At 39.4% G+C, this 22,592-nt stretch carries 20 protein-coding genes; 3 read left to right on the forward strand and 17 right to left on the reverse strand.

Annotated elements, in window-relative coordinates; genetic code table 11:
* Positions 1-68: 68 nt before the first annotated feature.
* The 15 genes from radC to BFU02S_RS01450 all read right to left on the reverse strand — a co-directional run bounded on the left by radC (position 69) and on the right by BFU02S_RS01450 (position 15,037).
* Positions 69-740, reverse strand: a complete 672-nt coding sequence (gene radC / locus BFU02S_RS01380; RefSeq protein ID WP_174520320.1) for a RadC family protein — start codon at positions 738-740, stop codon at positions 69-71.
* A gap of 50 nt (positions 741-790) precedes the next feature.
* Positions 791-1,363, reverse strand: coding sequence for a Maf family protein (locus BFU02S_RS01385; RefSeq protein ID WP_066365570.1), 573 nt, complete (start codon positions 1,361-1,363; stop codon positions 791-793).
* 276 nt (positions 1,364-1,639) lie between these two features.
* Positions 1,640-2,716 (reverse strand): SPOR domain-containing protein, encoded by a 1,077-nt coding sequence (locus BFU02S_RS01390; protein WP_066365573.1) that lies wholly within the window; start codon positions 2,714-2,716, stop codon positions 1,640-1,642.
* Positions 2,717-2,847: 131 nt separating this feature from the next.
* On the reverse strand, positions 2,848-3,579 hold the full coding sequence (locus BFU02S_RS01395) for a type 4a pilus biogenesis protein PilO (RefSeq protein ID WP_066365576.1): 732 nt from the start codon (positions 3,577-3,579) through the stop codon (positions 2,848-2,850).
* On the reverse strand, positions 3,576-4,442 hold the full coding sequence (locus BFU02S_RS01400; RefSeq protein ID WP_066365578.1) for a PilN domain-containing protein: 867 nt from the start codon (positions 4,440-4,442) through the stop codon (positions 3,576-3,578). Before BFU02S_RS01400 ends, BFU02S_RS01395 begins: the two co-directional genes overlap by 4 nt.
* Positions 4,436-5,437, reverse strand: a complete 1,002-nt coding sequence (gene pilM, locus BFU02S_RS01405) for a type IV pilus biogenesis protein PilM (protein ID WP_066365581.1) — start codon at positions 5,435-5,437, stop codon at positions 4,436-4,438. The genes BFU02S_RS01400 and pilM overlap by 7 nt, the downstream gene beginning before the upstream one ends.
* A 17-nt stretch (positions 5,438-5,454) precedes the next feature.
* Positions 5,455-6,216 carry a prepilin peptidase gene (locus BFU02S_RS01410; protein ID WP_066365588.1) on the reverse strand — a complete coding sequence of 254 codons (762 nt, stop codon included), beginning with the start codon at positions 6,214-6,216 and terminating at the stop codon, positions 5,455-5,457.
* Positions 6,217-6,229: 13 nt separating this feature from the next.
* Positions 6,230-6,730, reverse strand: a complete 501-nt coding sequence (locus BFU02S_RS01415) for a type II secretion system protein (protein ID WP_066365589.1) — start codon at positions 6,728-6,730, stop codon at positions 6,230-6,232.
* Between the two features lie 150 nt (positions 6,731-6,880).
* Positions 6,881-7,384 carry a type II secretion system protein gene (locus BFU02S_RS01420; protein WP_235841961.1) on the reverse strand — a complete coding sequence of 168 codons (504 nt, stop codon included), beginning with the start codon at positions 7,382-7,384 and terminating at the stop codon, positions 6,881-6,883.
* A gap of 37 nt (positions 7,385-7,421) precedes the next feature.
* Positions 7,422-8,639, reverse strand: a complete 1,218-nt coding sequence (locus tag BFU02S_RS01425) for a type II secretion system F family protein (RefSeq protein WP_066365591.1) — start codon at positions 8,637-8,639, stop codon at positions 7,422-7,424.
* Positions 8,632-9,681, reverse strand: a complete 1,050-nt coding sequence (locus BFU02S_RS01430) for a type IV pilus twitching motility protein PilT (RefSeq protein ID WP_066365592.1) — start codon at positions 9,679-9,681, stop codon at positions 8,632-8,634. Before BFU02S_RS01430 ends, BFU02S_RS01425 begins: the two co-directional genes overlap by 8 nt.
* 12 nt (positions 9,682-9,693) lie before the next feature.
* Entirely contained in the window at positions 9,694-11,355 is a 1,662-nt protein-coding gene (locus BFU02S_RS01435) for a GspE/PulE family protein (RefSeq protein ID WP_066365593.1), read from the reverse strand.
* Between the two features lie 24 nt (positions 11,356-11,379).
* Positions 11,380-12,765: a G5 domain-containing protein gene (locus BFU02S_RS01440; RefSeq protein WP_066365598.1), complete on the reverse strand. Its 1,386-nt coding sequence runs from the start codon at positions 12,763-12,765 to the stop codon at positions 11,380-11,382.
* A 20-nt stretch (positions 12,766-12,785) separates the two neighbouring features.
* Complete coding sequence (locus BFU02S_RS01445; protein WP_066365601.1) at positions 12,786-13,523, reverse strand: PRC-barrel domain-containing protein; 738 nt, start codon at positions 13,521-13,523, stop codon at positions 12,786-12,788.
* Between the two features lie 62 nt (positions 13,524-13,585).
* Complete coding sequence (locus BFU02S_RS01450) at positions 13,586-15,037, reverse strand: YbaN family protein (protein WP_066365605.1); 1,452 nt, start codon at positions 15,035-15,037, stop codon at positions 13,586-13,588.
* Between the two features lie 236 nt (positions 15,038-15,273).
* Between BFU02S_RS01450 and BFU02S_RS01455 the strand changes: the two genes are divergently transcribed.
* Genes BFU02S_RS01455 through BFU02S_RS01465 form a run of 3 tightly spaced genes read left to right on the forward strand, consistent with a single transcriptional unit; the run spans position 15,274 to position 17,956 of the window.
* Positions 15,274-15,756, forward strand: a complete 483-nt coding sequence (locus tag BFU02S_RS01455) for a prepilin-type N-terminal cleavage/methylation domain-containing protein (RefSeq protein ID WP_066365608.1) — start codon at positions 15,274-15,276, stop codon at positions 15,754-15,756.
* Positions 15,753-16,376 carry a PilW family protein gene (locus BFU02S_RS01460; RefSeq protein WP_066365610.1) on the forward strand — a complete coding sequence of 208 codons (624 nt, stop codon included), beginning with the start codon at positions 15,753-15,755 and terminating at the stop codon, positions 16,374-16,376. Before BFU02S_RS01455 ends, BFU02S_RS01460 begins: the two co-directional genes overlap by 4 nt.
* A gap of 14 nt (positions 16,377-16,390) precedes the next feature.
* Entirely contained in the window at positions 16,391-17,956 is a 1,566-nt protein-coding gene (locus BFU02S_RS01465; protein WP_066365613.1) for a hypothetical protein, read from the forward strand.
* Between the two features lie 17 nt (positions 17,957-17,973).
* On the opposite strand, the gene BFU02S_RS01470 is transcribed toward BFU02S_RS01465, so the two are convergent.
* Positions 17,974-18,894, reverse strand: coding sequence for an ankyrin repeat domain-containing protein (locus BFU02S_RS01470; RefSeq protein ID WP_066365617.1), 921 nt, complete (start codon positions 18,892-18,894; stop codon positions 17,974-17,976).
* 73 nt (positions 18,895-18,967) lie between these two features.
* Positions 18,968-22,447 (reverse strand): Ig-like domain-containing protein, encoded by a 3,480-nt coding sequence (locus tag BFU02S_RS01475; protein ID WP_066365624.1) that lies wholly within the window; start codon positions 22,445-22,447, stop codon positions 18,968-18,970.
* Positions 22,448-22,592 lie beyond the last annotated feature (145 nt).

Below are 22,592 nucleotides of genomic sequence, written 5' to 3' on the forward strand. Positions count from 1 at the left end.
AGTCCGTTAAAGCAGTCCTAAAAAATCATAAACAATATTATAGCTGATCGTCAAATAAAAACATAGTCTTAAAAGTATCCTTTTTCCTTAAGACTGACAAACTTATTGTCCCCGATGATTAAATGATCAAGAAGGTCAATTCCGATAATTTTGCCGCACTCTGCGAGCCTCTTTGTTACCTCAATGTCCTCCCTGCTTGGTGTGGGGTCGCCGCTTGGGTGGTTATGAACCGCGATGATCGAGGCGGCTGATCGTTTTAATGCTTCACGATAGACTTCCCTTGGATGGACAATGGAAGCGTTTAAGCTGCCAATAAATACCGCTTGCTTATGGATCACCTGATTCTTCGTATTTAAATACAGGCAAACAAAATGTTCCTGTGGTAAAAAGCGCATGTCATTCATTACATACTTGGCCCCGTCTTCCGGGGAACGGATTACATATCGGTCATTAAACGTTGAATTGGCAATTCTTCTGCCAATTTCCACAGCTGCTAATATTTGAATCGCCTTAGCAGAACCAATTCCTTTAATTTCCGTTATCTCTTCTAATGTAGCGTTTTTTAACTGCCGCAGTCCCTCAAAATGGCTCAAAAGGCGGTTTGCTAATTGTAAAACGGACTCATCCTTCGTCCCCGTCCTTAGTAAAATGGCGATTAATTCATGATTGGACAGACTTTGCGGACCATGATGGATAAAGCGTTCCCTCGGACGTTCATCCAGAGGGAAGTCGCGGATCATTAATGAATTGGTCGACAACTTTTTTCCTCCCTTACGTTTGGGAGTGAACGTCAAATGGGGAACTGATAGCCTAAACGCCGCAATTCCCTGAGGGTCCTTGCAACCGGCAGGCCGACAACCGTAAAATAATCCCCATTTATTTTCTTGACAAGCATGCTTCCGAGCTCCTGAATGCCGTATGCCCCTGCTTTATCAAACGGTTCACCGCTTTTGACGTAAAACCGTATCTCGTCATCCGTTAACTCCCAAAACCATACTTCCGTTTTTTCATAAAACTTTACAGAACCCATTGGAGAGATGATACAGACCCCCGTATACACTTCGTGCTTATTGCCTGAAAGTACTTTTAACATTTGAACTGCTTCGGCCTCATCAGCCGGCTTTCCCAAGATGCGAGATTGAAGAGCAACAATCGTGTCTGCACCAATCACAAAAGCATCACTGTTTTGTTTGAAAACAGCCTGTGCTTTGCGCTCGGCTAATTCCATTACAACTTCCTCCGGTGCCAGCTCCGTATGAAAACTTTCATCAACATTGCTGCTTGAAATCGCGAATGATAAGCGGAGATTTTCTAGAAGTTCCTTTCGCCGTGGAGATGAAGAGGCTAATATGAGGTTTTGCATGTCATCACCTTACCTTCATAATCTAAAAGGGAGATACACTTTTATCGTATCAGAAATGCTTTGTGCAAACAATTTTTATATGATTAATTTTTGAAGAATAATGTAAAATTATGCGGAATTTTTCTATTATTTAATACTAATTAAGAAAAGCGCAAGTTAGCCCGCCTAGCGGCTTGTGACCTCGAGCCGCTGGCTCCTGGAACTGGACAAAAAAGCCTGTCTCGGACGGACAGGCTTCATTTCCCGGAAAATAGCTTGTTCGGCTAATTTGTCAAGTTATTTCAGGGAATAATATATAGATAAATAATTTAATAGATGCTGCTCGGCATCCAGCAAATTCTTAGAGTCTTTTGTTTTTTGAAAGTCTTTGATTCGATCGGCCGCACCGATTAATTCTTTTTGGAGTTTCTGTATATTGCTGTTTTTGATACTTTTGGCTGCTAACTGTTTTTCCGCCGATGATAGTGCTTTTCTAGCATCTTGCGATATTTCGTTTGATACTAGGGCATCTCCTGCTGTATTCACAAAGGTTTTAAAGACAGCAGGCATTACTCCGATGAACGCTTTTTCTTGATCAGAAAGTCCGGAAAACTTCTTGCCATCTACTAACAACGGCTTGGCGAATGCGTCTTGGGCTCCGTTTTGTTTCAAATGCTGACTGATCGCTTTCGCTGTTTCAATCGAATCGGCAACTCCAAGGAATATAAACGTCTTATCATTCATCGTAACAATCTGCGAGGGAATTCCTTTCGCCAAAAGCTCCTTCACCGTTTCCTTGGCACCACCCTCCGTAGAATAAATCCCCCCTTGAATAATATATGTAGCCATTTGTTCGATCGACGCAGATGTTGTCTTGGTTCTGCCAGAATCTCCATGGGCACTTCCTGCTGTTTCCATTGTATTTGGCTCTGCCTCAGCCTTCTTCTCAGGATTACTGATCACTAGTTTAAGCATGAAAACTCCGATCGCACTGCCAATTACAATCGCAAAGACAGCGGAAATAAATATTCGTACGAAAGGTTGCGATCCATTTTTCTTTTTATTGTTTTTTGTCGAAAATGAGGCAATCTTTATATTTCCACTTTTTTTTGGGGCATGTTCATTTTTAAATTGGAATTCTTCTATTTCATCATCAGCTGATTCAGGGATGATCCAATCGAAGCTTTCATCGGTCGATTCCTGGGCTGCAGCAGTCTCAGAGAATACTTTCGCTGAATTTGATGGAATCTGATGGATGTCAGCTTCTTTATAGACGGCATCTTCCGGATGGTCTTTTGGGAGTTCTTCCTGAAATGTCTTTTGCTCTCCATTTATTTTAATCGTGATCGTACTGCCTTTGTTAGGCTTGTCCACAGTTTGATCTCCTTTCTCTTAGGTTGGATAATTTCTTCCATCCTATCATAATCGAAAAAAAAAATAACAAGACTTTTGTCGTCTTGTTATCTTTGTCTTTCGTCAAAATTTTCGTTTCTTCAAAATGCCAGTTACGGTTTCTTCACATTAGGGAACTGAGCTAGCGGATTGTTCTTGCCTGCCGGCGGGGGAGCATCGATTTTTGGCAGCTGTGCCTTCAATGCTTCGAGATTCGGCATATAATAGGCAGAAACTGTCAAGTTGTAGAAAAAAGGCTGACTTGTTTGCTCAAGATTGGTCATTTCCTCTTCTCCTGTATAATTGATCGCCTCTACCACGACAATCCGTTGTAAAGATTCTAGTGTTGAAACAAAAGTTTCAAACTGTTCATAGGAAGGTGATTCTACTGATAACTGGACCGTCAGCTTTTTGATAGAAGCCGGAATAGCCGACTGCTGAATGGATATAGCTTTAGTTGTATTTTGACTCGTTGCACCATTAACATTATTAGCTTGATTTTGCGAATTGCCCGCTGCTAGATTATCATTTGAGAAACTCATGGACTTGATCGTACTATTCGAAATGATTTCGGCTTTTTCTAAGTCCAAGATAAACTGATCTTGCATCGGTTTAACGGGAACCTTCTGCTGCAATTCAGTCGTATTGGCAATAGTGACTGTCTTAACCGAATTGTTTCGCGTTAATGCATCGAAAACTTTCTGTTCCGATTGTAAGGTCTGTTGTTTTTGGTTCAAATCATTTTTTAATGGAACTAAGTAAAAAAACTCAGCATAAATGATGAATAATATGAAAAAGACAAAGCATACGGATATGGTCAGCAATTTAGAATAATGAAACTTCATGACCCTTTCGCTCCCTGCCCGGCGTCACCAACGTTTTGTCCTGCATTCATCAGCTTTTTAGCCTCATCTTTATTTAAAGTAATTGTAAATTGCCCCGTATATCGCGGCATATATTGATTAGTATCAGCGTTTGTCCCTGTAATAGCAGAAGCAGGTCTGCTGCTCCCCGCTATAGGCTTTCTGTTTGGACTGCTTGGTTGCGAAACAGTCGAACCTCTGCCTGATGAAGTTTTTCCAGCAGAAGTACTATTTGACTGGTTTGATGCTTGTGTACCAGATGCAGTCTGACTGTTCTGAGGCGTACTGGAAGTATTTGTCTTACTATTTATCGCGGCAGCAGATGAAGATGTACTGCCAGAAGCGGTGCCGCCATTTGCCGTATTCGAATCACTGGCCGTCAGGGAAGAAAGAGCTGCTTCCTTAACCCATTTTGCTGAATTAAGATTGTCCAAAAAATAAGCGGCATCATTAGGTGTATCAAATTGCACACTGATCTTAATATCCCCGGAATCTGAATAAGTGAAAGACCGAATAAAACCACGTTCAGGCAAGAGTGCTGTAAGATGGTTCATCACAGGGATTGTTTGGATCGGATAATTCTTCGCCCAATCAACAGCAGCCTTCAATTGACTGGCAGCAGTATGATCAGCAGAATTGGCTGATTGGCTGCCCGCAGTTGCTTCCAATTTTTTAATGATTGAAATCTGTTTTTCAACAGACTCAATGCTTGTCTGGACAGAATGGGCTTGAATGTAAAAGTACACACCGAAAAGCAGGAAAAGGGCAGCAAATCCAGAAGCAAGGAGCCATAAGCGAACCTTTTTCGGTTCCTTCTCCGGGAGCAGGTTAATTTCTACTAACATGATGACACCCCTTTTAAAGCGAGTCCCAGCACTAATAATAGATTGTTAGAAATGCCCCCTGTCTTCCCTTTTGAATGGGCCTCTTTATAAAGATTCGACACAGGAATTTCAAAACGTTCTCCTACTTGCTCCTCAATAATTTTCAGCATTGGATGGTCACCGTAAAGAAGAAACTTCGTGATCTCCTTCTGTTTCTCTTTCAGTGAGTATTTATAAAAATCTAGCAATTTACTGATTTCTCGGTAGATTTCTTCTAACGATAAGAACAATTCTTCTTCTCCGCCAACAAAGTTATATTCTATTACGCCTAAAGAATTGGTTCTCATCTCCCAATCTTCTAACATAAAGGGTAATGAAAATTGCCGCATGACAAGTGGAACGGTTCCTTCGAAAATGCAAAGATTAACACTGGATACATCAAACTGAACAGTAAAGAGTGCTTCGTCCTGTTCTGTCACGCCAAGCTGGTGATAGATCCGATATAAGGCAAGCGGTGAAATATCGGCTGCAACAGGATGAAGCTTAACACGATGAAATAATTGAACATATTCTAATACTTGCTCTTCTGGTGCTGCAAACAACAGAATATCCTTTGTGTTATCGTTTGTTCCCATCAAATGAATGTCAAACACCGGTTCCTCATATGGCAAGTGAATGGTCGAGCCTAATTCCAAATATAAATATCCTTTTATTTCATCGTCCTCGATTTCAGCTGGAATCGATACTTTACGAATGATCACGAGCGGATCGGGAACGACAAATCGAATCGAGCGGCGAGATATTTTCCACTCATCCATACATTCTTCAAGGATATTCACCAAGTTTTCCTGATCAGCGATTTTTCCATCATGGATAATCCCCGGCGGCAATGGATGTTCGCCCCACTTTAGTACAGTAAGGGGCTGCGGTTGCTTCAATTCTACATAGCGAATCGAATGGTCATTTAAAATAATGTTGATGATTCGTTTTTTCGGTGTAAGCAGGGAAAAGGCCATGTTAGAAAACCCCTTAGTTAATACATGATAAAAGTTCTTATATACAGTTGAATGAGGTCTGTTCCCCAAAAGTATCCTGTGAGTGTTCCCGCAGCAATAAACGGTCCGAAGGGGATGGGCTGACGCCGCTTGACGATTCTAAATAAGAGTGCCAATCCCCCAAATATAGCACCATATAAGGTGGAAAGAAAAAAGGAGAGAAGGACCAGTTTACATCCTAACACAAACCCAAGCAATCCATAAAGTTTAATATCGCCGCCTCCCATACCGCCTTTCGTAACAACAGCGATCGATAGCAGCAGAACAAAGCCGACAGCAGCCCCTAAAGGGGAATCCCACCAAGGAGTAAGCGGCCAAATCATCCGCTCCAATAAAAAAATCCCTGCAAACCAAATAAGAATTTTATCAGGGATGATCATATATTGAATATCGGAGACCATGATCATTATGAACATGGAAATAAGTGTTAAAGTAACAAATAACTCCCCTGACCATCCAATGAAAATAGGAGTAACAGCAAACAAACATCCAGTCAGCAATTCCATAATCGGATAAATAGGAGAAATCCGCGACTGACACCCGCGGCATTTCCCCCCTTGAATAAGATATGAAACTACTGGTATTAATTCATATGCTTTTAACTGATGCCCGCAGGTTGGGCATGCAGACCGTGGTTTTACAATAGATTTCTTCACTGGAACCCGAAGGCCGACGACGTTGAAGAAGGAGCCTAGGGTGATGCCGTAAAGAAAAAATAGACATAAAAATACGCTATACATAACTCTATTATACTTATCTTACATTATCTCTAGATAATTGATCTTCAGGAACTGGATTTCCACTAGCATCCTTTATAGATCTTGTACCATTAGTAAGATATACAGAGTAGGAAAGTTTTCCACTTGTTGAACTGATCATAACATATGATCCACTTTCAGGTTTCGATGTCCCCGCAGATCCATCCCCAGCAGAATATCCTTTTCCATCGGGATCTTTGACCGTTTCTATATAGCCTTTATCTTGTAAATACTTTAATGTTACATATACTGGAGTTTTGTCATCAGGCGGTTGTAATGATGAATCCCCTGTCACCGCCAATTTTGCCGAGTTGATCATTTGCCGTGCATTAGCAACGTGTGCATCCTTTTTACTGTTGTCAATCAATCCTAAAATACTTGGAATAGCAATGGCAGAAATAATCCCTAAAATCACAATAACTGCCAGCAATTCGATTAAGGTCATCCCCTTTTGCTCTTTCAGCCTTTTCTTTACTAATTGTAACAATTTGTTCATCTCCTTTTAGTTCTTTTAACCTAGTAAAATAGTTTATTTTATTATACTGGAAACTTTTTGTTCAGGAAATAGAATTTTGATGATTTTAACTAATTTTATCCATTTATATCTATAAAACCATAAAATTCTAATGACTTAACACAATCATGTTTAATGAATGCTTTCACGGGATAAAGCGGATTCTGCAACAGGTAGATGGTTTGCTGTCTGAATCCCTCTTGTGGCATTTACGAGCCGTACATAATAGGTTAATTCCCCATTTGTTGGATTGACAATTAACACATAGGAATCATCTGAAGGTGCTTTCGAAATATCAGTTCCCGACAAATCAGATATCGCCGTATTTGTAGTTTTATAACTGCTGTTACCATCAGGATCTTTAACCGTGTTTAAATAGCCGCCATTTTCCAAATATCCAAGAGGGATGATTTTACTGTTGCCTGAAGATGGCATGGCTGAACTTTCAGATGAAAGGACTCTTTTCCCGCCATCAATCATCTGCCTGGCATTGGCAATATGGGCATCTTTTTTCGAGTTATCGATTAATCCTAATATCGATGGGATGGCAATGGCAGAGATGATCCCAAGAATGACGACGACTGCCAGCAATTCAATCAAGGTCATCCCTGATTGGTCCCTAAGCTTATGTAACACATTGACACCTCCCTCATGAACCATTAATCTTAATTGGTTATTTATTGACTTGCTGGAATTGGTTGAAGATATCGAACATTGGAATCATAATGGCAGCTACAATAATCCCGACAATGCCGGCCAGTACGACAATCATCAGCGGCTCAATTAAGGATTTTAGCCGGTCCGTTCCAATCTCAACTTCCTTTTCATAAAACTCGGCAATTTTTGATAGCATGGCATCGAGCGCACCGGTCTCCTCGCCAATTTTAATCATTTGCGTCACAAGTGGTGGGAAGGCCCAATGCGTTTTCATTGGCTCTGCCATCGACTGCCCTTTTTCAAGGGAATCACGTGAACTTCGCACCACTTGGGCAATGACTTCATTCTCGACAACCTTTTCAACAATTCCCATTGCTTGCAGAATCGGAACAGAACTTGAAAACAACGAACTCAGCGTTCGCATCATTCTTGCCAAGGCTGCTTTTTGCACTAATGTTCCAAATATCGGCATTCGTAATGCCGCATAATCTAAATAATATTTTGTTTGCGTATTTTTCTTCAAATAGAAGAATATTCCCCCGAACAGCACCACGATCAGAGCAATCAGCCACCAATATGATTGCGCAAAAGCACTTGACGATAAAACAAATTTCGTAATGATCGGTAGTTTTCCATGCAAATCATTAAACATCGATACGAAGGTGGGAACAACCGTAACAAGCAAGAAAATGACAACGGCAATGGCTACAACCCCAACAACAGCCGGATAGGAGAGGGCCGAAATGATTTTTTGTCTCGTATAATGCTGCTTCTCAAAGTGATCTGCTAATCGTTCAAGTGTTACATCTAAATTCCCGCTTACTTCTCCGGATTTCACCATATTGATAAACATCGAGTTAAAGATTTTTCTATGTTTAGAAACAGCATCTGATAACGCTTTTCCTTTTCTTAATTCTACCTCAACATCTAGCAATGCCCTCTTTAAACCTTTACTTTCCGTTTGTTCTGCCAGAATGGATGTGGATTCTACAACCGTAACTCCTGCCTTTAACAAAGTGGCAAACTGCCTTAAATAAATAACAAAGTGCTGTAGTTTCACAGGACTTCCAAAGGAAATATCTTTTGTCAAAAAGGTTTCGGGTATTTCCGTCATTTCTATGACTCTTATTCCATCTTCTCTTAGCTTCAAAAGGGCTTCTCTTTTGGATGCAGCCTGGATTTTTCCTTGCTTTTTTCCTTTCCGGTCGCGGCCTTGATATTTAAATCTAGCCATTTTGCATCATCTTTTCATGTAAATATTGAATGGCTGCTTCTTTTTCAATTACGCCGCGTTCGATCAATTCACGAATACTCATCTCAAGGGTGTGCATTCCTTGAGCTTTAGAGGTTTGCAATGTACTTTGAATTTGAGGAACCTTTTCATTTCTAATCAAATTGGCTATAGCAGGATTATTCACCAAAATTTCCGTTGCCGCTCTTCTTCCCTTTTGATCTGCTGTCGGGAAAAGCCTTTGTGAAATGATGCCGACTAATACAGAAGCGAGCTGGGTTCGGACTTGCGGCTGCTGTCCTGATGGAAAGACGTCAATAATTCGGTTAATAGTCGTCGGAGCACTCGAGGTATGTAATGTTCCCAAGACAAGATGGCCTGTTTCCGCAGCCGTAATCGCGGTAGAAATGGTTTCTAAATCCCGCATTTCTCCTAACAGAATGACATCGGGGTCCTGCCTGAGTGCTGCCTTGAGCCCGCTGGCAAAGGTCATCGTATCATAACCGACTTCACGCTGGTCAATAATCGAATTTCCATGTTTGTGAAGGTACTCAATTGGATCCTCAAGGGTGATAATATGTTTGCGCATGGTCCGGTTCATGTAATCAATCATCGATGCCAAGGTGGTCGATTTACCGCTTCCGGTCGGACCGGTAACTAATATAAGGCCATGGGGTGACTCCACCAGTTTCTTGATAATTTCCGGCAGATCCAACTCTTCAATTGTTGGAGTTTTGGCCGATACCGTACGAAAAGCGAGTGAGATGCTTTTTCGCTGATGAAAGGCGTTAACCCTGAATCTGGATATGCCCGGTGCCCCGTAAGAAAAATCTAATTCCCCTTTCTCTTTAAACACATGCCACTTCTCTTCCGGGATCACCGCCTTTGCGATTTTCTCTGTATCTGCTGGCAGCAATTTCTCTGTACCGTATCGTTTTAACTCGCCATTAATACGCATGATCGGCGGGACTCCAACCGTTATATGCACATCAGAAGCTTTATACTCCACAGCTGCATTTAAGATTGCATTGATTTTTTCCTTCATCATATGACTCTCCTACTCCAACATGCTTACACGTAATACTTCTTCTGTCGTGGTTAATCCCTGCTTGACCTTTAACAGTCCGTCATCAAGCAAAAAAACAGTCTTATTCTTGATAGCAAGTTCTTTCAGCCGTTGAAACGATTCGCCATTCATGATGGAACGCCGGATCTCTTCATTGATGACTAGTACTTCGTGTAAAGCAATTCTTCCTTTATATCCGCTCATATTGCAGGAGGAACAGCCTTTCCCCCGATGTATTCTCTCAATCTTCAAACCTCGTTTAGCGAAAATTTCTATTTCCCTTTTCGATGGTTCCTGCACTTCCATACAGTCGCGGCATACTCTCCGGACAAGGCGCTGGGCGACAATCCCGGTTAATGAGGAGGCCAGCATGAATGGCTCAATTCCCATGTCAAGCAGTCGGGTAACAGTGCCAATGGAATCATTTGTATGTAATGTACTTAAAACTAAATGTCCTGTTAATGATGCACGAATCGCGACTTCTGCCGTTTCTGTATCGCGAATTTCTCCGACCATGATAATATCGGGATCTTGGCGGAGAATGGAGCGCAGGCCGGCAGCGAACGTCATCCCGATATTTTGGTTGACTCGAACTTGACTGATTCCTTCCAACTGGAATTCTACCGGGTCTTCGATGGTAATGATATTGACCTCATCACTATTTATTTTATTAAGAGCCGCATAAAGGGTGGAAGATTTCCCGGAACCAGTCGGGCCCGTAATGAGGACAATCCCTGTCGGTTTCTCAATCAATTCCGTAAACCGCTTTAAATTATGGGCGTTAAAACCTAGCTTTTGAATATCACTTAACACGGAGCTCATGTCGAGAAGTCTCATGACAATTTTCTCACCGTAAATGGTCGGAAGGGTAGAAATCCGAAGATCAATCGGATGAAATTCAAGATTTAACTTAATCCGTCCATCTTGCGGAATTCGATGTTCTGTTATATCAAGATTGGCCATAATTTTAATTCTTGCCGTTAACATATTTTGCATACTTTGCGGTAAGATTCGCTCCACTCTTAATACACCATCAATTCGATAGCGGACGACTATCTTTGTTTCTTGAGGGTCGATATGAATATCACTTGCCCGCTGAATCACCGCATTCGTAAGGATCTGGTTGACTAGTTTCACAATCGGTGAATCTTGGTCATTCACATCATCGAGTCTGCCCCGTTCATTTTGCGGTAATTCTCCGAGTAACTCATCCAGGCCGTCATCGACATTATAATATTTATGAATGGTCCGTAAAATATCGGCCCTTGTGGCAATGGCAGGCTCAATTCGAAATCCTGTCAAAAGGCGCAGATCATCGATTACAATGAAATCCATTGGATCCCACATCGCTAGATACAGCTTGTTGGCTTCCCGTTTCAGCGGAACAATTAATTTTCTTCGCGCCGTTTCTTTTGGAATAAGGGAAAACAACGTTGTATCAAACGGATACTGAAACAAACTAATATGCGGAATACCAAGCTGAAATTCAAGCACTTCGATTAGCTGCTGTTCCGTTATATAGCCTCTTTCCAATAATGCTTCCCCAAGCTTTTGATTTTTGGTTTTCTCTTTTAATGTAGATTGAAGCTGATCTTCTGTTATAAGACCAGCTTCCACTAATAAATCTCCAAGGCGCTTACGGGTTTGGATCATTGTCATCACACCTTCAATTAACAACTATCGTTTTGTATTTGATACAGATGATGAATTGGTGTTCGTGTTTTTTGTTTGAGCTTGTGAGGTCGAGTTTTTAGAGTTTGGTTGATTGGCAGACTCTCCGTTACTGGTTTCATTCACAGGATCACCATTTGTATTGGCAGGATCCCCTGCATTCGTTTCATTTACGGCGTTACTGTTTGTATTGACAGATTCCCCGTTACTTGCCTGATTAGGCTGGTTCAAGTCAGCAGAACTGCCATTTTCCACCAGCGGATGAATTTCTACTTTTGGAACGGGCGGATAGAAGTCTTCGGAAATTAGATCATTATGTACGAGCAGCCCATTTTGATACTCTTTACGATAAATCTTGATTAAAAATCCTTTCGCTCCGCTATTTTGGACCTTTATTTGCCCGGGATTCACAATGGGGCTATATTGAACGATTGTTCTTGGCGGGAAATATTGTATAGTACTATTATCAATCTTGTAAGTATGTGTAAACTTTGGCCCGAATAATGTGACATGCATGCCGTCGGATAGCCATTCTAATTCAATTCGATATGAATTTGGATTTGGATTGGCAAACACAAAATCATTATTTTTCTGGTAATCTACCTTCGCCTCAAACCCTGGTAATGTGTATTTCGGCACTGTTTGGCTTGTATGTTTCTCTAGAATGGAGAAGTTAGATGGCAATATTACCTGATAAATTCCTGATGCGATCATACTCATAGCATCAGATGATACTTCATTCATGTTCATCTGATTCATATATGCCAAGAGTGAAAAGGTAGATTGCCCTTTCACCTCAAATGATTTAAGTTTTCCGATTGCAAATAGTAAATCATTAGGGATATCAGGTGGATTCATTTTGATTTCATTAATGACTACCGGTTTTAACGCAGCATATTCATCTAACTTTATGACAAAATTTCCGGGATGCAGGAGGGCAGCAAAACTGGCAATCTGATTTTTAAGTTTTTGCATATCTACTTGATTTTTTGCCAAATCAGGCGAGAATGCATTTAATGCATTTGCCAATGCATCTTCACGAATATTTGGGCTTACTAAATTTTTTTTGCCGGGTTTTACGTTCAGTATCGCCGTTTTTGTATGAAATTGAAAAGCTCCAGTATCTAATGGAACTGATTTGTTCTTATATTGTAGAACGATTTTCGTATTCTTCATCCAATCAGCTATTTTCGCATCGATTTGTTTTATGGCTTCATCTTCTGTTTCTCCAGCAATATTAACTGATGCCACTGAAGTACCTGCCGGAAAAACAGAATGATCTCCGCGGAAAAAGCTATATGCCTGCGCCCCTATTTGGGAGAACCCAAACACGTAGGCCGTGCAAAGAATTAGGACAAAAAACAGCTTTAAGCTTTGAGTTTTTTCTTTCACACGAACCGGCTCCTTGTTTCCTATTCTTCAACATTCATGGATAATTCCACTAGCACTTCAGGACCTTTTTGCTGAGCTTTTATGATATCTTGCTCTGTAAGAATGGTCCCCTTAGAAAACAGAAGAATGCCGTCCCCATCCACAATGTCACTTACCAGTCTTTTTCCTTTAAGCAACTCAATTTGTTTTAATTTCAATTCCTGTAAATCTTGATTTGCTAAATCCATTTCTTCGTTTGTATGTGGTTCTGCTGTATTTTCTACAAGTAATTCAGCAGAGTCAAGAAATTGCGAAGAAGCATCCTCCTTGACGACGATAATGTCCTTTCCAAAAGTAACAACCTGATCCGCCGCTAACACGACTTCGTTGTTTGCTACATTCAGCAGGATGCCAAGGATATGACCAGTATCTTGATCAACAAAGAATTCTTGAACATCTCCAAGAAGTTCTCCTTTTCTGGTCAATACTTTTGTATTGGTTATTTTGATCTTTTTATTCACTAATTGATTGGCTACAGGTATTTCGTTTAAATCAATGACGGCACTTGCCGCTTCAATGGTAACGGCATATTCACCGATTCCGACTATTTTTTTAAATGGAATTGCTTTCATGCTGACCTGCCAATCATCATGTTCTATTGTTAAAAAATCAACAGAACCTTTTTCCGGGTTGATTACGAGTGATTTTACTTTCCCCAACTGACTTCCTTCAGAAATATTGATAATCGGCAACCCTATTATTTGCGTACTTTTCTTCATTCTGTTCACCACACCTAGTTCGATTTGTAACGAATCTTTTTATTATGCATTTCATTGAAATATTAATGGTTCTTTCGGCAATAATGTCCATGAATAAATTCCACTTGCTGTTCAAGAATCGGATATCCCGCTATTTTCTCCTTGATACGGTCGATCAGCGATTCAAGCTTCCCGAAATCTTTTATAGCAATATAATGTTCCATTAACATACTGGCAAATGTGAAATGTTCATGGACAGACAATTGAACATTCATCTGTTTCAGAATCAGCTGTTCATAATCCTCAGGATTCATTGTCTTACGGACAATTTTCAGTTGCGTAACAATGGTATGTATGATCTTTCTTTGTAAAATTGGTGTCCCTGATGGAGGATTCGGCATAGATTGTTTATTTGTTTCATCTTCAGCATCCTGTTCACTTACCAGCTTCAGAACATCTGGCTGGCTGGCTGTGACCGTTGGAATAACTTCTTCATAGGATGGAATATGCTCGGAAACGAGACCAGCCTCATCCATACTTTCAATTTCCTCATTAGTGTTTGCAGCGGATTCTTCATAGCCTGGAAACAGGTCGATATTCTGCTCATCCACTAACTGATCCAATTCACTTAAAGACTGCCCATCATTCTTTAATTCTTCACTAGCAATTGTTGCAGATTCTTCAAAGGAAAGAAGCTGACCGTTACTCAGGTCATCCTCAAGCTGTTCCAAAGTGCCTAAATGAAGACCATCCATTTCCTCATGATCTTCCACAGGTTTCTCCTGTTCATTGACCGCTTCTAATGGATCCAATTCAGCCAAAACTAGACTTGCTTCATGGTTAAAGAAAGAATTTTCCACTGTTTGGTTATGTTCTAATTCTTCGGTTAACATATTATGCAATGGTTCCTCAGGTTCTGCAGGTATAGCTTCGTTTACCATATCTTCTAATTCAGCTAAATAATCCTCTGTAACAGCAACTTCCAGCTGATCTTTATTTATCTGATCAGCGATCGGCTGAAATTCATTTTCCATGTCAAAGGGTTTATGTATTTCCCAATCTTCAAGCATAGTTTTCATCTCTAATGATTTTTCTTTAGAAATGATATCATTAGCATCAGATGTTTGCGCCTGAACTGTTGTATTTTCAATAATCGGAATTTCCTTTAGATGATGATCTCGGCTGTGCATTTCGATGTCTGTCATTGTTCGTTCTTCAGAATCTATTCTTCCAGGAACGTCATCATTCATTTGATCGAAGAATAATGGCTCTTCTTCAATGGACTGTATCGGCACATATAAAACCTTGCCTACTTTTCGGTCGAGAATATACGCAATAAGACCAATAAGAACGAATAGTAAAATAACGAACTCCCAAAGTGGCAAAACAGTTTGAGCAAAAAGACCTATAACACCAAATAAAAAAGAAAGAGAAATGATCATCCATTTTCCGATTTTAGATATGCCGATCGGCAAAAAATATATTACCGGAACAAGGATCACAAGAGATCCAATAGCCCAAAGAAAATGCTCCATTTCACCCCTCCCTTTCAAAATGGCATCTCTAATCAAAAAGTTTTATCGTATTAAAAGCAACAATTTTCTTATTTAACGGACTTATAAAACCTTTTCATCTTAAATTATTGTATAATAAAATTAGGTATTTTGAAAGATAACAATGGTATAATTTTGATTTTTTCCTATTGAACTTGTCAAAAATACTCGAAATTTACCATTCTTAATTCTTCATTTTTGGAGGTGCGGTACATCGAATGTCCCATCGCTTACAAAATAGCCGAGGCTTAACCCTCATTGAAGTATTAGTCTCTATTACCATTTTAGGGATTATTACAACTGCTTTCCTTTCCTATTTTACCCAAGCGTATTCCTATACGAAAAAAAATCAAGATCAAACTGTAGGGATCAACATTGCCCGCAATGTTTTGTATTATATGGAACAGCAAAACTATCAATCCATTAAAAATCAATATTTCCCTTCGGACACTAACCCTAAAGAGGTCAAATTAACGATTGACAATTGTAAGGATTCTGTATTTGATACACCCGTCTGCAGAGATTTTTTCTCCACAGAAATCAACAATGTTGACTATTCAACAACCGTTACGTTATCAAGAGATGTCACTAATGGCAGCCAAACAGCAAGTCCTAATTTAAGCAATTATCTGATCGGTGTTGAAGTGCAAGTTACTTGGGGGAATCAATCGAGAACAGTAAGGGGTTTAATACAAAAATGAAGAAACAGCTTGCAAATGAAGGTGGCCTTACGTTAATTGAAGTACTTGCCACTTTAGTGATTGCGACCATTCTTTCAGGTGTCATTTATAGTGTCTTTCTTACCGGGATTAAACTTTATCAGAAGATCGGGATTGAAAGCCAGCTTAGGGATGATGCCGATTATGTTGCGACCATGATCTTGAACGAAATGTATAACAGTCCACCGAATACGGTATCGGATTATGCAAATCCCGCTACAGGTGCAAAAGGAATTGAAATGATTCGATATAAACCGAAGAATGTAGATGGATTTTTGGTCGAGGATTCAACTGAAATTGAGGATCATACCTTGATTTATAAAGAAAACGAAAGCTTCTATATCGAAAAATTAGATGCTCAAAACAAGACGATCTCGAAGGAAAAAATTGATCCGCCCAACTCCATTCATACAGTTATCGAAGATGGAACAAATACTGAAACTTCTAACCTCTCTCTTGGTTCTTGCACAAGAGAAGACACAAGCGGCAAATGCGAACATGGCCGGATTTCACTCAATCTGGTTCTCCAAAGCCGCCAATCAGGAGGTAATCGTTTACTAAATACGAAGCCATTAATCTTAAAAAGTTCATTCGGCTTCTAACCTGAGGTGATACGATGCTAAAAGAGGAAAAAGGCTATACACTTCTAACTGTTATGCTCGTCCTGCTTGTCTTTACTGTCCTCGGGCTGGCCATTCTTTCCGTCAGCATTAACGGGGCGCGCCGGACACAGATCCGGCAAGAAAATATTGAGGATAATTTAGACGCGATTCGTAATCTAAATGAAGCCGTCGCCTATATAAAAGCATCCGTCAGAAATACATACAATCCGGGAATGACAGTTAATGATTTCAGCCAATTCGTTTCGAACAATTTGTTAAATAACGCATATGGTTATCAAATAACGGATGCCAGACCGGATTTAAAAGAATTTACAAGAGTTCTAACCGTAACAAGTAAAGTTAGAAAAAGCGCCGTCTACCAGCAAACTGTTTACATTACACCAATGCCAAGCTTTCTTAAATATGCAATCGGTTCAAGAGATACCTTAACGATTAATGGCTCTCTTTATTTAAAAGAAGGGAATATCTATGCGAAAAACGGCTTGGAAATCAGCAATCAAGCAAAATATATTTATAATAATTCCCAAAGGGAAGTGGCAACAACATTTCCATCCGTGCTTAGTCATTCGGAAAATTATCTATATCTTAATGATCAGAATGTCACCTTTTGTGATGACAGAAACGGGAAATGCTATGTGAATGGAATAAAGCAAACCTTTCTCCCGCTAAAGTCTGATCAATTGGACAGTGTCTTTGACCCAAATGCACCAACTATCGCCAAAGATGATACGGATTTCATTGATGTAGATATCGTCAAAACATTCATTGATAAATTAAAGGATTGCGGTATTATCGATCCCGCTTTCGATATTTCGAATTTATCAAGCGATCGTCTAATTCAACAAGCTAAAAGTTCGATCAATGCTGCGACAACTAACTCCAATGTACAGGTTATTTCGACTTTTAATCATTTGAATAACATCGATCAGGCCAAGAAAAGCTTCGTCTATAATGGAGATGCTAATATTGATACGAATAATCTGTCCATAGATCACACCCAATGGCTTGTCATTAATGGAAATGCCTATTTCGAAAACAGTGGAAATGATACGATGAATGTTTCTGGCAATATTCTTGTAACAGGAGATGTTTCCATTAAGGGCAAGGTGGCTTTTAATTCCACGATGTATGTGTTAGGCAGGACATCGATCGATAATGTCAATATTTCCGGACTGGACAACGGAGAATTGATCCTAATGTCAGAAGGTACACTTGAAATTGCGAAGTTGAATAAATTTGTTAATCCTGATAATTCAGACTTGAATCAAGTAAACTCGATCAAAGCCTTCTTGTACACCAATTCGGATGCGGTTGTCTATGCAATTGGCTCCTATATTAATATCGATGGCGGACTATTTGCCAACGGCAACCTGGAAGTAAATGCGTTTCGCGGAAAAACCTATGATCAACAAACAGATTTACGTTTTGAACCGAATCCAGATAAACAAGCTTCACGTTTCATCATTCAAAACAACAAAAAACTGTTCCTCGATCACGCAGAAGGCTTGCCAAAGGTTGATCAACTTGAGATTGTAACTGATTTGATGAAACAAAATTAGAGGCTGACAAAAAGTGTTCAGCCTCTTTGCAATAGTTTAATGATATCTTCGTGTTTCCAATGCAAGGCATAATCCAATGCCGTTTTTCCTTCTTTGCTTTTCAGCGCCGGATTGGCCCCATTTTGAAGAAGAATCATGACAATATCCGTAAAGCCATATTCTGCCGAGATCATTAAAGCCGTCTTTCCATCACGATTCTGATCATTTATTCCCGATTTGTCTTGCTGAAGAAGATATTGGAGGACCTCGCTTTGGTGATCCATTGCAGCACTAGAGATCAAACCATTTCCATTATAATCTCTATCTAATTTACGGTTATGATAGGGATATAATAGTTTGACTGCCTCTAATTGACCAGCCTTCACTGCAATTAATAATGGTGTTTCCTGATATCTATTTGTCACGTTCGGATCACTTCCAAGTTGAAGCAAGTAGCGAATGATGTCCGGATGTCCCGACATTGCGGCAATTTGCAAGGCCGTATTCCCCATATCATTTTTGGCATTAATGTTGTTTGCCTTATCTTGACTGGCCAGCTTTAACAAGTTTTTTATTTCTTTAATTTGTTTAGGATATTTGGGATCTCCAATTGACTCACGGTAATCCTCTAATACCGATACAATTTGAACGAATAATGGCATAGGCACTTTCTTATTTGTTTTTGCACCATTTTTTAATAGAATAGCTGCAGTTTCCAACGAGTGATCATTTAAAGCTGTTTCTAGCGGTGTCAGCCCATCCTTGGTAAGAAAATTAAGCGGGTAGTTTTGTTCAACCATTTTTTTGATTTGAGTTATATTATTTTGCTGAATGGCATTTACCAGTTCTTTTTGCTTGTCTTCTTGCGATTTTCCCGAAAAAACAAAGATGAGTATGGATACCATTATTGAAATCGTTATGATGGAAATGATAAGACTTATTGTTTTTGTCTTGTTCATCCTTATAGTCCTTCCTATAGTCTTCTGCATAATGAGAAGCCATAACAATTGTCATGGCTTCTTATTTGTTATTTTAATATTTGTCGTTATCGTCATTTCCGGAAGTTTGATCAACGACATTGACTTTTAAGATCGCAGTGTATGCTTTGCCGGCCTCATCTTGGACTGTAATGAAAATATTTGCACTTCCTAAACGATTCGCTAAGATTTGACCGTTTGGCATGACGGATAAAATATAATTATTAGAGGATTGGTACGTAACACCATCTTTAATATTCGTTGCATCACCGGGAATATAGACAATGAAGTTTCCGGCATTTTTACTGTTGTCGCCTTTTTGAATATTGATTTCCGGAGGGTTTGTACTAATGCCTTTTAATGGTGATCCAACTGTAACATTTACAGAAGTTTGCGCATTGCCATCTTCCGAAGTGATGATGACCTTGGTTGTTCCGGTAGATTCTCCTTTAATCCTTCCATTTTCTAGTACACTTACAATGGACGGATCTAATGATTTCCAAATTAAATTTTTATTCGTGGCATTGTCCGGCTGGATTTTTACCATAAAGTTACTGAATTCGTCCAACTTATTTAACTTAATATCGCCAGGCTGCACTAAAATACTATTTACAAGCACATTATTAATCATTAATTTCGCCTTTTGGGTGATGACATTTCCATTTGCATCTATCCCGCTAACGACCAAGTTTGTCGTACCTGCCTTGAGTGCAGTAATCGTAAATTTGTCCTTATCAATAGCAGCCAAGCCTGGATCTTCAAGCGAAACAGTGATTCCATATTTTGCATCCTGTGGTGTTATGGTGATTGGCAGATTTTTCGTATCACCAACATTCATTGTAAGATCGGATACATCTATTTTCTGTACCGGTACCCTTACCGTCACATAGGTAGATGCCTCTTTTACATTGCCAAAAACATCTGTTACTTTTACTTTAATATAACCATCTCCGATAGCATTGGCTGTTACGACGCCCGAATCCGGGTCAATCGACATAATTGAATTATTCGTTGTTTCCGACCATTTAATTTCTTTAATTCCAGCATTTTCTGGTTTGATTTTCAATTCTAAGGCAAAGTTTTTCGGAATTCCTTTATTTAAGACGATGCTGTCTGGTAACTGAATATCGGTGAGCGCATAATCCGACCTTGCTGTTAGGGCATTAAATTGTGCGGATTTTGTGCTGTTATCAATGTCCTGATAACTAATTTTCGCATTATTTAAGGTGAATTGATTCTTCGTTCTTGGAATTACCGTAATAGTAAAGTTAACCGGTGAGGCAGAATACTTATCACCTGTTTTCTTGTAAGTAATCGATGGAAGAGTTCCCTGAACAGTATATCCTGTCGATAAACTTCCTGTTTTCGTGAACCCAGCAGGAACAACAACATCCATATTCGCTGGAAAGCTTTCCGAATATTGAATTCCGGATATAACGGCACTATCGCCCAGTTTCTGTGTGACTGCCCCTGTAAGATCTTGAGGATTTATTAAATAATTTAACGTAATTTCTTTATTTACAGGCACAATATCGCTTGTTGATGCTGTCCGGCTAACTTGCAGCGGAGCATTTACTTTTTGAATCGTCAGATTTAAGACCTTCTCGGATTTCGCTCCACTCTTGTCCATTGCATCAATTCTTAAAACGGCAGTTCCGCCATTTGGCATTCCATGGTCAATGGATTTTACGATCGTGGAACCATTTGCCATATTATCTTCGGAATAAACTAATTTGTCATTTAAATACACTTGCGTTGAAACACTTTTATCTTTCAGATCAAAATCCTGGATATTATAAGCTAGCTCAATTTTTTGATGTGCTGGTATCACATCTCCATCAGACGGGGTCATCACAGTAAGGACCGGTGCGTGATTCGAACCAAGGAAAGCTCGATACATCGTATTGACAAATAGCCTTTGCTCATCATCTGGAAACCTTGAAGAAGTGTGACCAGTTCCTGAATAAGTCACATTCCCCTTAGAATACGTATAATAATGGTTCCAGCTGTCAGTTGGATCACGATTGCTGCCAATGATATTGTACCAAGGCGTAATATTAGAATCTTCTAGATTTAACGTGTAATACTGATTATGGGTTAACGCAATTTGAATATTATTCCCTAGTTTAAAAGGATACTTCGTCATCATTCCATCATTTACTTTATTCGTTTGAGTTGACGTGTTGGGCGCTTGAAATCCCAAATTTGTTTGCGGAGCAATTTGTCCCGTATCATCCATAAAGTTACTTACCCACAGGTTATTATCTGTAGCGCTTTTTCTGTAAATCGTATCGTGGGTGAACATCACACTTTGATTCGTTTTAATAAAATTTTCAATGGAATTGGCTGAATTTTGGTTAAGAATGGCTCCCTCATTATATATATCGGAAAATCCAAAAATCAGCATATCATACTTCCCATTTACCGTTTCATGCGAATACGGTGCTGTAGGTCCGGCACTTTTGTTAAATTCATCAAAACTCGTTACATCTATATTAATCTTATATTCTCCCGAAGATGGATTTAAGTAAGATTGATTCATATTAACAGGGCTTAATAAACTGGAGCCGTCGCTAGGATACCGTTTAACCTGGAGTACATTTATATCTACTCTTTTATCCACAAAATAAATGGTTCCTTTTTGGTAGTCTTTAAGATTTGTCCCCATATCAATGACTTCAAGCTTCCAATTGCGAATTCCGCTGTATCCTCTAGGCAGTACATAGCTGATGGATGTACTTGCGCTTGTAATTGGCTGTTCTAGCACAATTTCTGACGGGTCATATTGATCATTGAAGTCGGAATCTATGTAGAGTCTTACCCTTAAATCTTTTGACTGAATATTTGACGGTTTTAGGATATTTAAATTGAACTCCAGCTTATCACCGGGTTTATATTTTTGATTTAGTTCGGATGGACCGGATGTCAATTCAAATCTTGGTCTGGAAATATAATTTGAACTATTAAGGAAATTTGACAGTAAATTGGCTGCTTTCTGTTGATTGCCGTTATAATGAAGAACATTTGCTTTATTAAAGTAATTAATGAAATTCTGCAACTTTCCATTATTCTTTACGCTATTCTCTCCAAGTAAAACAGGCTGCCCTTTATTAATAAAATCATTGATGATTTCCTGCTGCCGTAAATTGGTAATATCATTTAAAATATTCGTTGTATTATGTGCCAAGGCCCGAATATCTAGATCAGCCTTATATGGATATTGCTTCTTTAAATCATTGATATAGTCTGTAACTGTTTTGGTTGAATATATTCCACCATCCGGAATGGCAATGATATCGTATTCTCCGTCCAGTTCATCCCTTGAGGCAACGAATTGTTTCATGGTAATCGTCGTAACCGAATATTTATTACTGTCTAAAACATTGGCCAATTTTGAAGAACCTGTATCCACGATCTCTAAAACCTTCAATTTAGGGGTCGTGGTGGTATCTGCTTTTGCTTTATCATTTGTTATTTGGATGACTAAGCTAAATAGAAGCAATATCACAACAAAGATTGTTACAATTTTCTTCATCCCTTCCCTCACTCCCTTCTAGTTCTTTCTGATTATCTTAAAATGCCAAATTTTTATTGCTTTTGTATTATTATAGCAAAATCTTAGGTTATAACTAGATACATTGTCGTGCTATTATTTGATTTTTTTTAATAAAAAAAAGGGG

Origin of the sequence: Neobacillus fumarioli NBRC 102428 (assembly GCF_001591485.1) — a bacterium.
Taxonomy (GTDB): Bacteria; Bacillota; Bacilli; order Bacillales; family Cytobacillaceae; genus Neobacillus; species Neobacillus fumarioli.

Coding starts and splice junctions, on each gene's coding strand:
- radC (WP_174520320.1), bottom strand. CDS start 740: ATGATCCGCGACTTCCCTCTGGATGAACGTCCGAGGGAACGCTTTATC.
- BFU02S_RS01385 (WP_066365570.1), bottom strand. CDS start 1,363: ATGCAAAACCTCATATTAGCCTCTTCATCTCCACGGCGAAAGGAACTT.
- BFU02S_RS01395 (WP_066365576.1), bottom strand. CDS start 3,579: ATGAAGTTTCATTATTCTAAATTGCTGACCATATCCGTATGCTTTGTC.
- BFU02S_RS01400 (WP_066365578.1), bottom strand. CDS start 4,442: ATGTTAGTAGAAATTAACCTGCTCCCGGAGAAGGAACCGAAAAAGGTT.
- pilM (WP_066365581.1), bottom strand. CDS start 5,437: ATGGCCTTTTCCCTGCTTACACCGAAAAAACGAATCATCAACATTATT.
- BFU02S_RS01410 (WP_066365588.1), bottom strand. CDS start 6,216: ATGTATAGCGTATTTTTATGTCTATTTTTTCTTTACGGCATCACCCTA.
- BFU02S_RS01415 (WP_066365589.1), bottom strand. CDS start 6,730: ATGAACAAATTGTTACAATTAGTAAAGAAAAGGCTGAAAGAGCAAAAG.
- BFU02S_RS01425 (WP_066365591.1), bottom strand. CDS start 8,639: ATGGCTAGATTTAAATATCAAGGCCGCGACCGGAAAGGAAAAAAGCAA.
- BFU02S_RS01430 (WP_066365592.1), bottom strand. CDS start 9,681: ATGAAGGAAAAAATCAATGCAATCTTAAATGCAGCTGTGGAGTATAAA.
- BFU02S_RS01435 (WP_066365593.1), bottom strand. CDS start 11,355: ATGATCCAAACCCGTAAGCGCCTTGGAGATTTATTAGTGGAAGCTGGT.
- BFU02S_RS01445 (WP_066365601.1), bottom strand. CDS start 13,523: ATGAAGAAAAGTACGCAAATAATAGGGTTGCCGATTATCAATATTTCT.
- BFU02S_RS01450 (WP_066365605.1), bottom strand. CDS start 15,037: ATGGAGCATTTTCTTTGGGCTATTGGATCTCTTGTGATCCTTGTTCCG.
- BFU02S_RS01455 (WP_066365608.1), top strand. CDS start 15,274: ATGTCCCATCGCTTACAAAATAGCCGAGGCTTAACCCTCATTGAAGTA.
- BFU02S_RS01460 (WP_066365610.1), top strand. CDS start 15,753: ATGAAGAAACAGCTTGCAAATGAAGGTGGCCTTACGTTAATTGAAGTA.
- BFU02S_RS01465 (WP_066365613.1), top strand. CDS start 16,391: ATGCTAAAAGAGGAAAAAGGCTATACACTTCTAACTGTTATGCTCGTC.
- BFU02S_RS01470 (WP_066365617.1), bottom strand. CDS start 18,894: ATGAACAAGACAAAAACAATAAGTCTTATCATTTCCATCATAACGATT.
- BFU02S_RS01475 (WP_066365624.1), bottom strand. CDS start 22,447: ATGAAGAAAATTGTAACAATCTTTGTTGTGATATTGCTTCTATTTAGC.